Here is a 12,640-nt window from a genome sequence, read left to right as displayed (position 1 = left end):
TTTAAAAGCGAAGCGGAAATTTAAATGTTTTTTTGCTCTACAGTTATAGGGTCTTAACTGGAGGAGCATGTGAAATGTCAAAAGATAAAAAAGAACAAAATTTAACCCACACCGCGCCGCACAAAGGGCCAGAAACCTCTGAGCCGGGTTTAGGTGACTTAGCACCGCATGATGGTGGGCATAAACCTGCCGCCGAACCTACACCGCCGGGCAAACAGCCCACGGCGCCTGGCAGCCTCAAAGCGCCCGCCACGCAAAACGACAAGCTTGAGCAGCTCGATGCGTACCGTAAAAATGGTGAAAACGCCGACCTGACCACCAATCAGGGCACGCGCATCGCTAACGATCAGAACTCGTTGCGTGCCGGTTCACGCGGTCCCACGCTGCTTGAAGACTTCATCATGCGCGAGAAAATCACGCATTTTGACCATGAACGCATTCCTGAACGTATCGTGCATGCGCGCGGTTCGGCGGCGCACGGCTATTTCCAGCCTTATCGCTCGTTGGAAAAACTGACCAAAGCAGGCTTCCTCAGCGATGCCGAAAAAATCACACCCGTCTTCGTGCGTTTTTCCACCGTACAAGGTGGCGCAGGATCGGCTGATACGGTGCGCGATATCCGTGGATTCGCCACCAAGTTCTATACCGATGAGGGCGTATTTGATTTAGTCGGCAACAACACGCCGGTGTTTTTCATTCAGGATGCGCATAAATTCCCGGACTTTGTGCATGCGGTGAAACCCGAGCCGCACAACGAAATTCCGCAAGGGCAGAGCGCCCATGACACCTTCTGGGATTATGTCTCGCTGCAACCGGAAACGCTGCATAACGTCATCTGGGCGATGTCGGATCGCGGTATTCCGCGCAGCTATCGCACCATGGAAGGCTTTGGCATCCATACGTTCCGCCTGATTAACGCCGAGGGTAAAGCCACCTTCGTGCGTTTCCACTGGAAACCGGTGGCGGGCAAAGCCTCGCTGCTGTGGGATGAAGCACAGAAGCTGACCGGCCGCGATCCTGACTTCCATCGCCGCGATCTGTGGGAAGCGATTGAAGCGGGCGATTTCCCGGAATATGAGTTGGGTTTGCAGCTGATCCCGGAAGAGGATGAGTTCAAGTTCGATTTCGACATTCTCGATGCCACCAAACTGATTCCGGAAGAGCTGGTGCCGGTTGAGCTGGTCGGCAAAATGGTGCTCAACCGCAATCCGGACAACTTCTTCGCCGAAACCGAACAGGTCGCGTTCCATCCGGGCCACATTGTGCCAGGGCTGGACTTCAGCAACGATCCGCTGCTGCAAGGCCGTTTGTTCTCCTACACCGATACGCAAATCAGCCGCTTGGGTGGGCCGAACTTCCATGAGATTCCGATCAATCGTCCGGTTTGCCCGTACCACAACTTCCAGCGTCAGGGCATGCATCGCACGGAAATTGACACCAATCCAGCCAACTACGAACCGAACTCCATCAACAACAACTGGCCGCGTGAAGTGCCGCCAGCAGCGAAACAGGGCGGATTTGAGAGTTATCAGGAACGCATTGAAGGCAGCAAGGTGCGCGAGCGCAGCCCATCGTTTGGCGAATATTATTCGCAGCCACGGCTGTTTTGGCTGAGCCAGACGGCGGAAGAGCAGCAGCACATTATTGGCGCTTATTCGTTTGAGCTCAGTAAGGTAGCGCGTCCTTATATCCGCGAACGCGTGGTCGATCATCTGCTGCAGATTGATGTCACGCTGGCGCAGGCTGTCGCCACCAATCTCGGTCTGAAGCTAAGTGATGAACAGCTCAACACCGCGCCGCCCAAGGATGTGAATGGCTTGACGAAGGATGAAAGTCTCAGTCTTTATGCGCAACCGAGCGGCGATATTAAGGGCCGTCAGGTGGCGTTACTGCTGAGTGACGGCGTGAAAGCTGCCGACGTGCTGGCGATTCTGCAGGCGCTAAAAGCGCAGGGCGTGCATGCTAAAATCCTGGCGGCGCATATGGGGCAAGTGCTGGCGGACGACGGCTCGGTGCTGCCGGTTGATGCCACCTTTACCGGTCTTCCTTCGCTGACCTTTGATGCGGTGATTGTGCCGGATGGCAATATTGATGCGTTGCTGCTGAGCGGCGATGCGCGCTATTTCCTGCTGGAAGCGTATAAGCATCTCAAAGCCATTGGTCTGAGCGGTGATGCGCGCCGATTCAAAGCGCAGTTCAACGTGCAGGATAATGAAACCGAAGAAGGGCTGGTGGAAGCGGTGAAAGCCGAAGGCAGCTTTATGGCGGATTTCCTCGCGTTGATGGCATCCCATCGCGTCTGGTCGCGCAGTAAAAAAGCGCTGACCGTCGCGGCATAAAACCTTCAGGGCGGCGCTTTCTGCTCCGTCCTGCTCTCTCTGCCTCTCAAATAAAAAAAGCCCGCATTTCGCGGGCTGGTCGATGTGACTACCGAATGATCTCGTTGTAAACGCGTGCCGTAGTGCAGCCACTGTGTGTGGTGGAGCTATACTACAGTAATATCTCGTTACTGGTCATATGAGTTATCGATGGTCCGAAATATATCCGCCTTATCACGTACTGCACCCATTACATGCTTAACTCTGTTGTAGCTTGAAAACAGAGGACAACATGCCGTTAAAAAGAAAAATGGATCCTAAGGCGACATCTGACGCGGGTTTGCAGCAAAGTATTGTGCTGTCCGGTCTCTTTTTGATTATCACCGTCGTGGGGATGAGCATCTGGACGCTGCGCGAAGACTGGCTCGGCACCGTGCGACAAACGCAGCAAACGGCGATGAACCTGGCGCTGTCGCAGTCGCGTCAGGCGGAAGATACCTTTTTGCAGACGGAGCTGTCGCTGCGGCAGATGCAGCGTGATCTCCAGCTGCAGCTGGCCACACATACTCAGGGCGCCGATCTGAGTAACACCATGCGCGAGCTGCAACGTCGTCTGCCACAACTGCATGGACTCTTCTATTACGATGCCGAGGGCAAGTGGATCGCGACCTCTGCTGAACGCGTGCCCAACAATATTAATAACTCCGATCGTGAATATTTCACCTTTCAGCGCAGCAACCATCGTAACAGCGTGCATATTAGCCCGGTGATCACCAGTCGTAGCACCGGCGATTTGGTGATCCCCGTTTCCCTGCGCGTCAGTGATGCCAGCGGGGGATTTAAGGGCGTGTTGCTGGCCACCATCAAGGTGGATTTTTTCCGCCGCTTCTACAGCTACTATGAGATCGGTGCACGCGATGTGCTGGTGCTAATGCTGGCCGATAGCACCGTGCTCTATGCGCGTCCGATGCCAGACAGTTACATCGGTATGAATCTCTCAGCCAGCCCGCTGTTTCAGGAGATGCTGGCTAAGATGGATCGCGGCAGCGGGCAGTGGCGATCGGTGCTGGATGGGCAACCGCGTATCTTTGGTTTTGCCCGTTCCGATCGTTATCCGATTATTGTTGCAGCAGGTTACAACAGCGACGATCTGTTTCACGTGTGGGTCAACGGTCGGGCGCAGGATATTCTGCTCAGCATTATTCTGCTGCTGACCATCATCTTACTCGGCACTTTCCAGCTGCGTCAGGCGCGTCGCGTGTTGCGCTACCAGCAGGAGCTGACGCTGCTGCGTGACGAACTGCACAACGCCAACCTGACGCTGAACAAACTCGCGCATGTTGATGGCTTAACCGGGCTGGCGAATCGCCGGGAATTTGATCGTTTCCTGCGTGAAGCGTTAACCCATGCGGCGGCCAGCGGCAAACCGCTCTCGCTTATCATGATGGATATTGATTTCTTCAAACACTACAACGACACCTATGGCCACATTGCCGGGGATAAATGCCTGAAAGTGGTTGGCGAGGTGCTGTCGTCTGTCACTGGAAGACGTTCAGACATGGCCGCGCGCTATGGCGGCGAGGAGTTTGCACTGATATTACCGGATACCTCATTTGGTGAAGGGATGACCATTGCCAATCGCGTGGTTGAAGCGGTGAGGGTGATGCAGCTTCCCCATGTTGCTTCGCCCGTTGGCCATGTCACGCTCAGTGCCGGCTGCGCCACCACCGTTACGGCGACGGCGGTGAGCGCCGTGAAACTGCTGGAATACGCCGATCATGCTTTATATCAGGCAAAGCGTGAAGGGCGTGATGGGGCGAAAGGCATAAATATCGCCTCGCTGCCAGAAGAGCAGAAATAACCGTGGGTTTATTCCACGGCAGGCAGCTGGTATTTGATATATTGACGCAGCGCTTCATGCATCTGGCTATTCCTTTCGTCCTCTAAGCCGCGCTCTTCATATTCTTTCGCCAGCTGAATAATCACCTCATCATATTTCCCTTTGAAGGTGATGTTATTTACTGCCACCTGCTTAATCATTAACTCGCGCAAGGCAGCGACTTCAATCTGCAGCTGGTTTACCGTTTCTTCCAGCTCGTTTACGCGTTCTTCATTCGACATAGGTTCTCCAGATGTTATTAAGCAGTGGCTGCGTCAGGGCCTGAATATCGCATTGGCATGCGTGTAATTCAAGCGTGAAGCGCTTACTTCGCCACCGGTAGATCCTCTCAGGGCTTGAGTCTGTGGTACGCTGGGAAAAAGAAAGATTTAGATCTATTTCCTGTCGGGAAACATGTGGTTTAGAAAAACCTGTTTTCATTAACGGTCAGGGCTGACTGGCGTATCACCTTCGAATTCACCGACGGCGATGCCTATATTCTCAACCTGGAGGACTACCACTGATGGCAATGTTCAATCCCCCGCATCCGGGCGGTCTGATCACCGAATACATCGAAGATAACAATGTTGGCTTGCGCGTACTGGCGAAAGAGCTTGGTGTTTCTGCTTCAGCGCTGAGCAAAGTCGCCAGCGGGAAAGCATCGGTCAGCCCTGAAATGGCGGTGCGGCTCGAGGCGGGGCTGGGTATTGCGGCGCGCCTGTGGCTATCAATGCAGGCTGCATGCGACCTGCATAAGGCACGAGAAACCACTGACGTTTCCGGTGTAAATCTGCACCCGGGTATGAATGCCGCTTCTGAGGTGAACAGGGCGGCAAAGTAACGCACCCACGCCAGATACCTGCAAAAAACCGCGCTGACTGCCGTAATGCCGCTCAGTTAAGCATTAATTTGCCTATGCATGCAGGTGCGCATGAATGCGCACCCTACGGAAAACACGCCAATGCTTTGTAGGGTCGCCATTTATGGTGACCGAAAGAAGCTTAACTGACGAGCATTACGCTGACTGGCGCGTTTTTTTGATCTGCTGAAACATCTTTTCGCCGAACCCGGTTCTCCAGATGCTATTAAGCTGTGGTTGTGTCAGGGCCTGAATATCGCATTGGCATAATTCAAGCGTGAAGCGGTTACTTCGCTACCGGCAGATCCGCCAGCCGGGTGGTGTACGCCGGTGACAGCATCTCGCGCTTCATCGACCAAGGTTTCTGAATCCCCTGGCCAGCAAACCATAGCGCGCCGCGCTGGTGGGCATTCATCTTATCGATCAGGGCCATCAGTTGGTCACTATTATGACGCGGCTGATATTCCGCAAACAGATCAAGCTGCGCCACGCCATCGCTAAAGAAATCGCCCAACATCACGCCGCCTTTCATATAACGCTTACCGGGAACCCAGATACGATCTAAACAATTAAGCGTGGCCTGAATAATATCGCGACTGTCAGCGGTGGGCGTAATCAAGGTTTGACTGGCCGCATTGGCGTAATAAGGATGATGCGCATCGTGCGGGCTGGTGCGAATAAACGTCCCGATATGACGGCAATATTGCCGCTCGCTGCGCAGCTTCTCTGCGGCGCGCGCGGCGTAATTGGCGATGGCTTCGCGCATATCCTGATATTCGGTAATACGATCGCCAAACGAGCGCGAGCAGAGAATATTTTGTCGGTTGGGAATCACCTCCTCAAACGCCAGACAAGACTCGCCACATAATTCACGTACCGTGCGCTCCAGCACCACGCCGAAGTGTTTCCGGATCAGCGCGGTTGGGGTTTCCGCTAATTCCAGCGCGGTGTTGATCCCCATCAGGTTGAGCTTTTTCGATAAGCGCCGGCCCACGCCCCACACCTCTTCAACCTTGACGAGTTTCATCAACTCGCGCTGACGGTGGGGCAAAGAGAGATCCATCACGTTCTCGGCTTTGGTCCAGCGTTTGGCCGCCCAGTTGGCGAGTTTGGCGAGGGTTTTGGTCGGTGCAATGCCGACACCCACGCGCAGATGGGTGTCCTGATAAATGCGGTCGCGGATATCGCAGCCTAACTGTTCAAACGTCATGCAGGCATTGATGCCGGTAACATCAACGAAGGCTTCGTCGATGGAATACTCATCCACACGCGTGGATATCAGCGCCAGCGTCTCCATCACGCGGCGCGACATATCGCCATATAACGCATAGTTAGACGAGAACACCACCACTTTGTGACGCATCAGCTCTTCGCGATGTTTGAAGTAGGGCGCGCCCATCTTGATGCCCAGCGCCTTGGCTTCTCTGCTCAGGGAAATAATGCAGCCGTCGTTATTCGACAGCACCACAATCGGTTTGCCACGCAGATCCGGGCGAAACACCGTTTCACAGCTGGCGTAAAACGAGTTCACATCCACCAGGGCAAACATCAGCGGCCTATGGTTTTAATCACGTGTTTAACGATGCCGAAGACTTCGAACTCATCGGCGTCAGGAATGGCGATAATCGCATGGGTTACGTTCATCGGTTTGAGATGCAGGTAAGGCTGCAGCATCAGCTGTTTCACGGTGAACTCGCCGGAAAGTGACGCCACCACAATGTCACCGTGTTTGGGTTTCAGCGAGCTGTCCACCACCAGCATGTCGCCCTCATTGATCCCGATGTCGATCATCGAGTCACCGCTGACTCTGATGAAGTAGGTTGAACTGGGGTGATCGACTAAAAAGTCGTTGAGGTCGATGCGTTGTTCAACGTAGTCCTGAGCTGGGGACGGAAAGCCGCAGGGCACGCGGCTGATGAACAAGGGTAAGGCGAGAATGGCGCGGATTTCCGCGGGCTGATAAAACTGCATGGCTGCGATCTCAAATCATTACTGTATGTGTATACAGTAATGTCGATTGGGCAGTTTGATCAAGCCAGAACCGGCAATGATTTGCAAAACAGTTGGCAACAAAGGATATTTATTTTGTGCCGAATGGCGTGCCGCTGCGCTTAAATCATCATTCCCATGATCTGCAGAGTGCTCTGCTGCGAGGCGGTAACAAACGGAATGTCTTTGATGTGCTGCATGCCAAAGGCTTCATAGAATTTACGTGCACGCACATTATCGCCTAACACTTCCAGCCACAGATAGCCTTCACGCTTGTCGCGCGCTTCATTGATGATGCTCTCGAACATCCAGCGGCCGTAATTTTTGCCGGTTTCTTCCGGATTGAGGTACAGCTTATTCAGCAGCGCGCCGCTCATGCCGGAATCCGGTACCGGCGTGTTCCAGGTGACTTTGGCAAAGCCAATCGGCTTGTCGGTCTCGGCGATCAGCCAGCTCTCGTTGGGGGCCGCGAGGCTGCTATTCAGCTCCGCCAGGCCATATTCCTTGTCGATAAAGGCATCCAGCTCTTCTGCGGAAACCCACATATGTTTAAAATGCGCGCTGTAGGTCATGCGCCCCAGCAGGTGCAGCAGCTCTGCATCCTCTGCCTTGGCTTTGCGTATGGTGAACTCCATGCCAGATTTCCTTGCTTCAATCTTGTTATTAATTCACATCGTCGGTGCGAGCAGAGGCCACCGAAGGGCAGTTACCATAACGTGTTAGTAACAAAAACCCAAGATAACCAGAGCTTTCTGTTAACAAGGTATCACGCTGATGATCTATAGTGAGTAGTGAGAACTAAGCGTAAGCCCATATTCTCAGGAGGTAGAAGATGTCAGATTCGCAACCTAAAATTATCGGCGAAGCCGCCTATGCGTTACTGCTACGTCGTGAGGATGTCAGCGTCTCATCGCTGCTGACAGAGCTCGCGCGCATGGTGAGAAAAGAGCAAAACACGCAACAGCAGCAGCGCATTGCCCAGGCTCAGCAATGGTTGCTCACGCACCGTCAACCGGCGGGCAGCGACAACCGCGTCCATTCCGCGTTGCGCGGGTTGAGTCGTCAGGAAGGCAGCGTCAGAATGCCTTCGGCCGATACCGACGACAGTTGACCAGCCCAATAAGCTCACGCGTCGATGACTTTCGGCGCTGAGCGCACGGATTTGGAAATAAAAGCTTTCCAATTATCCTAATTCACCTTTATTAGCACTTTTTGCAACAAATCCCGCCTGCTAACTTGAGTAAGCTCCTTGTACAGCTTTTTGCTACCTGTACAACTTTACTTAGGTCAAATGATCTAACTTTTTTAATTATTGGGGTCAATTATGCGTCAGAACGGATACACGCCGAGTTCAGTCGAGGCCATTGCCAACTACTTCAGCAAAGCGTCGCTGCCATCGCAGCAAGAAACATTGGGTCAGATCGTGGTTGAAATCTTACGCGAAGGCCGTAATCTCAACCGCAAATCGCTCTGTACCAAGCTGCTGCGCAGACTGGAACTGGCCGCCAACGCCGAAGAAGAGCATCACTATCATCAGCTGATTGGCTTATTATTTGAACGCGAAAGCTGAGAGCCTGTCAGATTTCAAACTTGTACAAGTATTAGAATTTTACTCTGAATACGCTCCCACACTGGTTTCGCCCCGCTCCGGGGCGAAACGGCGATCAGAGATTCGTTATGAATGATTCGTTATGAATAGAAGTGAACAGCAGAAAATAATCGATGAAATTATTGGCGAAGCCGCGCTGGCGTTGCTGCAGCGCCCGGGGCCCGTCAATACTCAGGCGCTGATGGATCAGCTGACGCTGATGAAACAGCAGAGCACCGATGACGAACAGCGTGCAGCGATCACTGCCGCCATCACCGATGTGCGCAACAGCATTTCGGCGGGGAAAAAATTGCGCGAAGAGCAGCCGCAACGAGACAACGTTCTTCAGCTGTTTGGTCATAACCAGCAGTCTGGCAACAATCGTAAACATTGACCGATTGGCTCGCATTGAGGACATAGCAATGCGGGAATATACGCAATCACGGGACTGGAATCATGTCGGAAAATCACAACCTCTATGCTGCACTGCCTGACACCGAGTTGGCAGAGCATTTTCGCAATGCAGACAGTACGCTAAAAAACGAAGCTGCCGTATTGGATAGGGTTATCCGCCACGTGCTGGCCACGGAAGGACGAGTCAGTAATAAATCGATTATTCTTTGTCTGATTATGGCGCTGGAAACCGCTGAAAGTGATGCTGAAGCCGATGTGCTGCGCAAAACGCTGGAAATTGTGGTGGGCTATACACCTGACGACGCCTGATATTCTTCTCTGTCCCCCATGCGGGGACAGTGTCATTACTCCTTTCGTGACAGAGCCAACCGGCGTTTTGCTTTACCAATGTTAATTCTGTGCAACCAAGTGCGAAACTGTTTTAACTGAATATGTGATGCAATCTCAGTAGAAAGCGTGCAAATATAAAGTTGACTCTGGGTATGGTTATTGGTGCCGATGGCGTAAATTTCGCTTTTATTATCACGCTGTTGTAATTCAATTCCTGTGAAGTGTAAATCTCCCCACAGCTGCAGAATGGCCTCGAACTTTTTAAAGTCCATCATGATTACCTTATTATTTTGACTTATTATGGAGAGTTGCTGGCTCGGTACAACATAAACAATTAAGCCAGCATCTTTGATTATTAAATTATGGATAGTCGCGTTTAGGCGCAGACCTCCTCATCCATTTGCGTTTATTACCGCTTTGCTTATCCATGGCTAATGCGCTGGCGCTAGCCGGATCAAACAGCGACAAACTTTCTATTTGATGCACCATAATTACTTTGCGAAACTCAAGGGCATTTTTCGGCGACGAAGAGAAATCAATGTCGTGATTGTGGTACCACAAACTGTAATTATGCTCGATCGCCAGGTTGAGCGTGCGTGAATCGCGATAGCCACTTAGCATCGGGATCAACACAATATTGGCGGTATTCGGATACTCAAACGTTGCTGCATGAATCATACCGATATAAATACGGCGCGATTTCAGCGTAACCCACGCCAGTTCGCCTTCTTCCATGCACTGCAGCAATAACTGTTCAATGCCGTTGGAACGTGAAAGCCGCTGATACAGCTCTTTGCGCCCGCCGGCGTTAAGCCGGGCGCTCACCGCCCAATTGGAGCGATACATGCAGAAGAGGATGGCAAAGGCCAGCATCAATACCACCGGCGCCTGAATGCCTAAAAAACTCCACGTCATGAAGTCGACATTCCAGTGGACATTTTCTGCCGAAGTCAGGGCAAAGGCATTGTTCACACCAGATGCGGCCAGCAGAATCAGCCAGATAATGGCGGTCGCCAACACGCCTTGCAGTACAAATATGCAGCCATACAGTGCAATAAGAAAATAGACATCCCAGCCAAAAGAGCGCTTAATTTTCAAACGGCTCGACATGTCGCGGCTAGTATACCAATAACCGCATACCATCATTACCATAAATATCGCCGTGCCCATCTAAATATCCTTTAATGTGCTGACATGATGGGCAAAATCGCGCTGTACTTCAGGACTCAATGGATTAACCGAAGCGTTGCCGTCTTCATCAATAATAATTCTGTCACCTTCCTCAATCGATTCCTGAATGTCCTGGCGCGTCATGACTTGCACTAATGATTCGGGACTACCAAAAAGAGAGGTTAAAAAGCCAAACATAGCAGGATCCTTTATATTTCATATCAACATGAACTATGGCACATCCTGCAAAGAGAACGCCTCATATCCGAATATTAAGCAAAATTCCAGATTAATCTGCCGATAGAGTTAGCGTAATTGGCGATAAACAGGGAATAACCGATGCGGCTAATAAATGGCAATGCTGTTCATTCAGCATTGCCTGATTGACATTAATCAGAACAGTTCACGATAAAGTGATCTAATCATCTCGACGCTGCACTCACGCGGATTTCCCGGCGTACACACATCAGCGAAGGCGGCGGCGGCGAGCGCATCCACATCCTGCTCCTGCATGCCGATATCACGCAGTCTGAGCGGAATACCGATATCGTGGTTCAGGGTGATCACCGCATCAATCGCCAGCGCACGTGCGTCGGCTAATGAACAGGCATAGGCACCTTCCATGCCGAGTGCATGCGCGATAGCGCGGTATTTCTCGCCGGTATGTTCGGCATTGAACGCCATGATGTGCGGCAGCAGTACCGCATTGGCGATGCCGTGCGGCGTGCCGTAAAACGCGCCCAGCGGGTGCGCCATACCGTGCACCAGACCGAGTCCGACATTCGAGAAGCCCATCCCGGCGATGTACTGACCCAGCGCCATATCGGCAACGCCCGCAGGCACGCCTTTGACCGAGTCACGCAGCGAGCGGCCAATAATTTCAATCGCCTTGAGATGGAACATATCGGTGAGCTCCCACGCACCGCGCGTGATGTTGCCTTCAATGGCGTGCGTCAGCGCATCCACGCCGGTGGCCGCTTTCAGGCTGGCGGGCATGCTGGCCATCATGTCGGGATCGATGATGGCAATCGCCGGAATATCGTGCGGGTCGTAGCAGACGAACTTGCGCTTCTTCTCTTCATCGGTGATGACGTAATTGATGGTGACTTCCGCTGCGGTGCCTGAGGTAGTCGGCACCGCAATGATCGGCACGGAAGGATTACGCGTGGCGGCACCGCCTTCCAGCATGCGCACATCGCTGAACTCGGGGTTGGCAATCATCATGCCGATGGCTTTGCAGGTATCCTGCGGCGAGCCGCCGCCCACCGCGATCAGATAATCGGCACCCGAACGGCGAAAAGCATCGACGCCCGCATGCACCACATCAACGGTGGGATTAGGAATCACGTCATCATAGATCTCGAAACTGAGGTCGTGCTGCGCCAGCAGATCGGTTATGCGGGTGGCGACCGAAAACTTGATCAAATCTTTGTCGGTGACCACCAACGCTTTAGTAAAACCGCGCTTGTGAATCTCATCGACAATCGAATTAATCGCGCCCGCACCGAAATAAGCGGTCTCATTGAGGATCATTCTGTTAATCATATTAATTACCTTCACGTAGATGCCAGATTTAATTTTTTTCGATTAAATTCATCAAGATAAGAAGATTTAACCGTATCCAGATTTACGGGGTAATTAAGAGGGAGATATTGCGTTACCTCAATAAAAACGCGGTTTCCACTTAATGAAAAACCCGACAGAAATTACGAGCCTAAACGCAAGGTCTCGGCACGCTTCGCGGTGTCGTAGACATATTGCAGCATCGGTTCCAGATCGGTGTCGGGCCCGGAGCTGATGATCTTGGCGCGCAGCCACTCAATCTCGCTGGTGATATCCGGCGGGAAAATGGTGTTGTTCTGCGCATTACGCAGCCATTTCAGCAGGAAGTTATTCTTGCCGCGTATACCGCCAGACTTCTTGGTTTTGGCGTTAATTTTCAGGGCGACCAGAATGCAGTAATAGAAGTGAACGCGTTGGCTATAGCTTTGCGGGATCATCGTCGATCACCTGCCGTGACAAGTGAAAAATGTGATGTCGATCGGTTTTCCATCATCCGGATTCCTGCCTGAATGGGTCTAACAGCCGTGATC

General features: G+C 52.3%; 16 protein-coding genes and 1 pseudogene. 8 read left to right on the top strand and 9 right to left on the bottom strand.

The features are described 5' to 3' along the window. Nucleotides 1-74: 74 nt before the first annotated feature. Nucleotides 75-2,339 (top strand): catalase HPII, encoded by a 2,265-nt coding sequence (katE, locus tag PanJK_RS02185; protein ID WP_265297000.1) that lies wholly within the window; start codon nucleotides 75-77, stop codon nucleotides 2,337-2,339. Between the two features lie 271 nt (nucleotides 2,340-2,610). After that, nucleotides 2,611-4,179, top strand: coding sequence for a sensor domain-containing diguanylate cyclase (locus tag PanJK_RS02180; RefSeq protein ID WP_265296999.1), 1,569 nt, complete (start codon nucleotides 2,611-2,613; stop codon nucleotides 4,177-4,179). A gap of 8 nt (nucleotides 4,180-4,187) precedes the next feature. Here PanJK_RS02180 and PanJK_RS02175 read toward each other — a convergent pair whose 3' ends face one another. Continuing rightward, complete coding sequence (locus tag PanJK_RS02175) at nucleotides 4,188-4,439, bottom strand: hypothetical protein (protein ID WP_008102814.1); 252 nt, start codon at nucleotides 4,437-4,439, stop codon at nucleotides 4,188-4,190. A gap of 183 nt (nucleotides 4,440-4,622) precedes the next feature. Between PanJK_RS02175 and PanJK_RS02170 the strand changes: the two are divergent. Then, a pseudogene (locus PanJK_RS02170) lies at nucleotides 4,623-4,721 on the top strand (Killer protein); the annotation flags it as partial. Continuing rightward, complete coding sequence (locus tag PanJK_RS02165) at nucleotides 4,721-5,038, top strand: HigA family addiction module antitoxin (protein WP_256696271.1); 318 nt, start codon at nucleotides 4,721-4,723, stop codon at nucleotides 5,036-5,038. The pseudogene PanJK_RS02170 and the gene PanJK_RS02165, both read left to right, overlap by 1 nt. Before the next feature lie 304 nt (nucleotides 5,039-5,342). On the opposite strand, the gene umuC is transcribed toward PanJK_RS02165, so the two are convergent. The 3 genes from umuC to PanJK_RS02150 all read right to left on the bottom strand — a co-directional run bounded on the left by umuC (nucleotide 5,343) and on the right by PanJK_RS02150 (nucleotide 7,680). Beyond that, a complete protein-coding gene (gene umuC, locus PanJK_RS02160) occupies nucleotides 5,343-6,605 on the bottom strand; it encodes a translesion error-prone DNA polymerase V subunit UmuC (RefSeq protein ID WP_265296998.1) in 1,263 nt (420 codons plus the stop codon). Continuing rightward, nucleotides 6,605-7,027 carry a translesion error-prone DNA polymerase V autoproteolytic subunit gene (gene umuD / locus PanJK_RS02155; protein ID WP_265296997.1) on the bottom strand — a complete coding sequence of 141 codons (423 nt, stop codon included), beginning with the start codon at nucleotides 7,025-7,027 and terminating at the stop codon, nucleotides 6,605-6,607. Before umuD ends, umuC begins: the two co-directional genes overlap by 1 nt. A 140-nt stretch (nucleotides 7,028-7,167) precedes the next feature. Further along, nucleotides 7,168-7,680, bottom strand: coding sequence for a GNAT family N-acetyltransferase (locus tag PanJK_RS02150; protein ID WP_008102825.1), 513 nt, complete (start codon nucleotides 7,678-7,680; stop codon nucleotides 7,168-7,170). Between the two features lie 197 nt (nucleotides 7,681-7,877). On the opposite strand from PanJK_RS02150, the gene PanJK_RS02145 reads away from it, so the two are divergent. The 4 genes from PanJK_RS02145 to PanJK_RS02130 all read left to right on the top strand — a co-directional run bounded on the left by PanJK_RS02145 (nucleotide 7,878) and on the right by PanJK_RS02130 (nucleotide 9,356). After that, a complete protein-coding gene (locus PanJK_RS02145; RefSeq protein ID WP_265296995.1) occupies nucleotides 7,878-8,156 on the top strand; it encodes a hypothetical protein in 279 nt (92 codons plus the stop codon). A 213-nt stretch (nucleotides 8,157-8,369) separates the two neighbouring features. Continuing rightward, nucleotides 8,370-8,615 (top strand): regulatory protein YcgZ, encoded by a 246-nt coding sequence (ycgZ, locus tag PanJK_RS02140; protein ID WP_007891089.1) that lies wholly within the window; start codon nucleotides 8,370-8,372, stop codon nucleotides 8,613-8,615. 121 nt (nucleotides 8,616-8,736) lie between these two features. Further along, nucleotides 8,737-9,027, top strand: a complete 291-nt coding sequence (locus tag PanJK_RS02135; RefSeq protein ID WP_256696278.1) for a hypothetical protein — start codon at nucleotides 8,737-8,739, stop codon at nucleotides 9,025-9,027. Nucleotides 9,028-9,089: 62 nt separating this feature from the next. Then, nucleotides 9,090-9,356 (top strand): biofilm development regulator YmgB/AriR family protein, encoded by a 267-nt coding sequence (locus PanJK_RS02130; protein ID WP_256696279.1) that lies wholly within the window; start codon nucleotides 9,090-9,092, stop codon nucleotides 9,354-9,356. Nucleotides 9,357-9,391: 35 nt separating this feature from the next. Here PanJK_RS02130 and PanJK_RS02125 read toward each other — a convergent pair whose 3' ends face one another. The 5 genes from PanJK_RS02125 to PanJK_RS02105 all read right to left on the bottom strand — a co-directional run bounded on the left by PanJK_RS02125 (nucleotide 9,392) and on the right by PanJK_RS02105 (nucleotide 12,547). Beyond that, nucleotides 9,392-9,652 (bottom strand): hypothetical protein, encoded by a 261-nt coding sequence (locus PanJK_RS02125; protein WP_265296992.1) that lies wholly within the window; start codon nucleotides 9,650-9,652, stop codon nucleotides 9,392-9,394. Nucleotides 9,653-9,737: 85 nt separating this feature from the next. Further along, nucleotides 9,738-10,547: a hypothetical protein gene (locus tag PanJK_RS02120; protein WP_256696281.1), complete on the bottom strand. Its 810-nt coding sequence runs from the start codon at nucleotides 10,545-10,547 to the stop codon at nucleotides 9,738-9,740. After that, nucleotides 10,548-10,745, bottom strand: coding sequence for a hypothetical protein (locus PanJK_RS02115; protein ID WP_008102837.1), 198 nt, complete (start codon nucleotides 10,743-10,745; stop codon nucleotides 10,548-10,550). A 195-nt stretch (nucleotides 10,746-10,940) separates the two neighbouring features. Then, nucleotides 10,941-12,092 carry a lactaldehyde reductase gene (gene fucO / locus PanJK_RS02110; protein WP_265296990.1) on the bottom strand — a complete coding sequence of 384 codons (1,152 nt, stop codon included), beginning with the start codon at nucleotides 12,090-12,092 and terminating at the stop codon, nucleotides 10,941-10,943. A 161-nt stretch (nucleotides 12,093-12,253) separates the two neighbouring features. After that, nucleotides 12,254-12,547, bottom strand: coding sequence for a hypothetical protein (locus PanJK_RS02105; RefSeq protein ID WP_305961176.1), 294 nt, complete (start codon nucleotides 12,545-12,547; stop codon nucleotides 12,254-12,256). Between the last annotated feature and the right edge of the window lie 93 nt (nucleotides 12,548-12,640).

This window comes from Pantoea sp. JK, assembly GCF_026130245.1.
In the GTDB taxonomy this organism is placed as follows: domain Bacteria; phylum Pseudomonadota; class Gammaproteobacteria; order Enterobacterales; family Enterobacteriaceae; genus Pantoea; species Pantoea trifolii.
The sequence above is the reverse complement of the archived record's forward strand: the minus strand, read 5'-3'. Positions and strand labels throughout refer to the sequence as shown.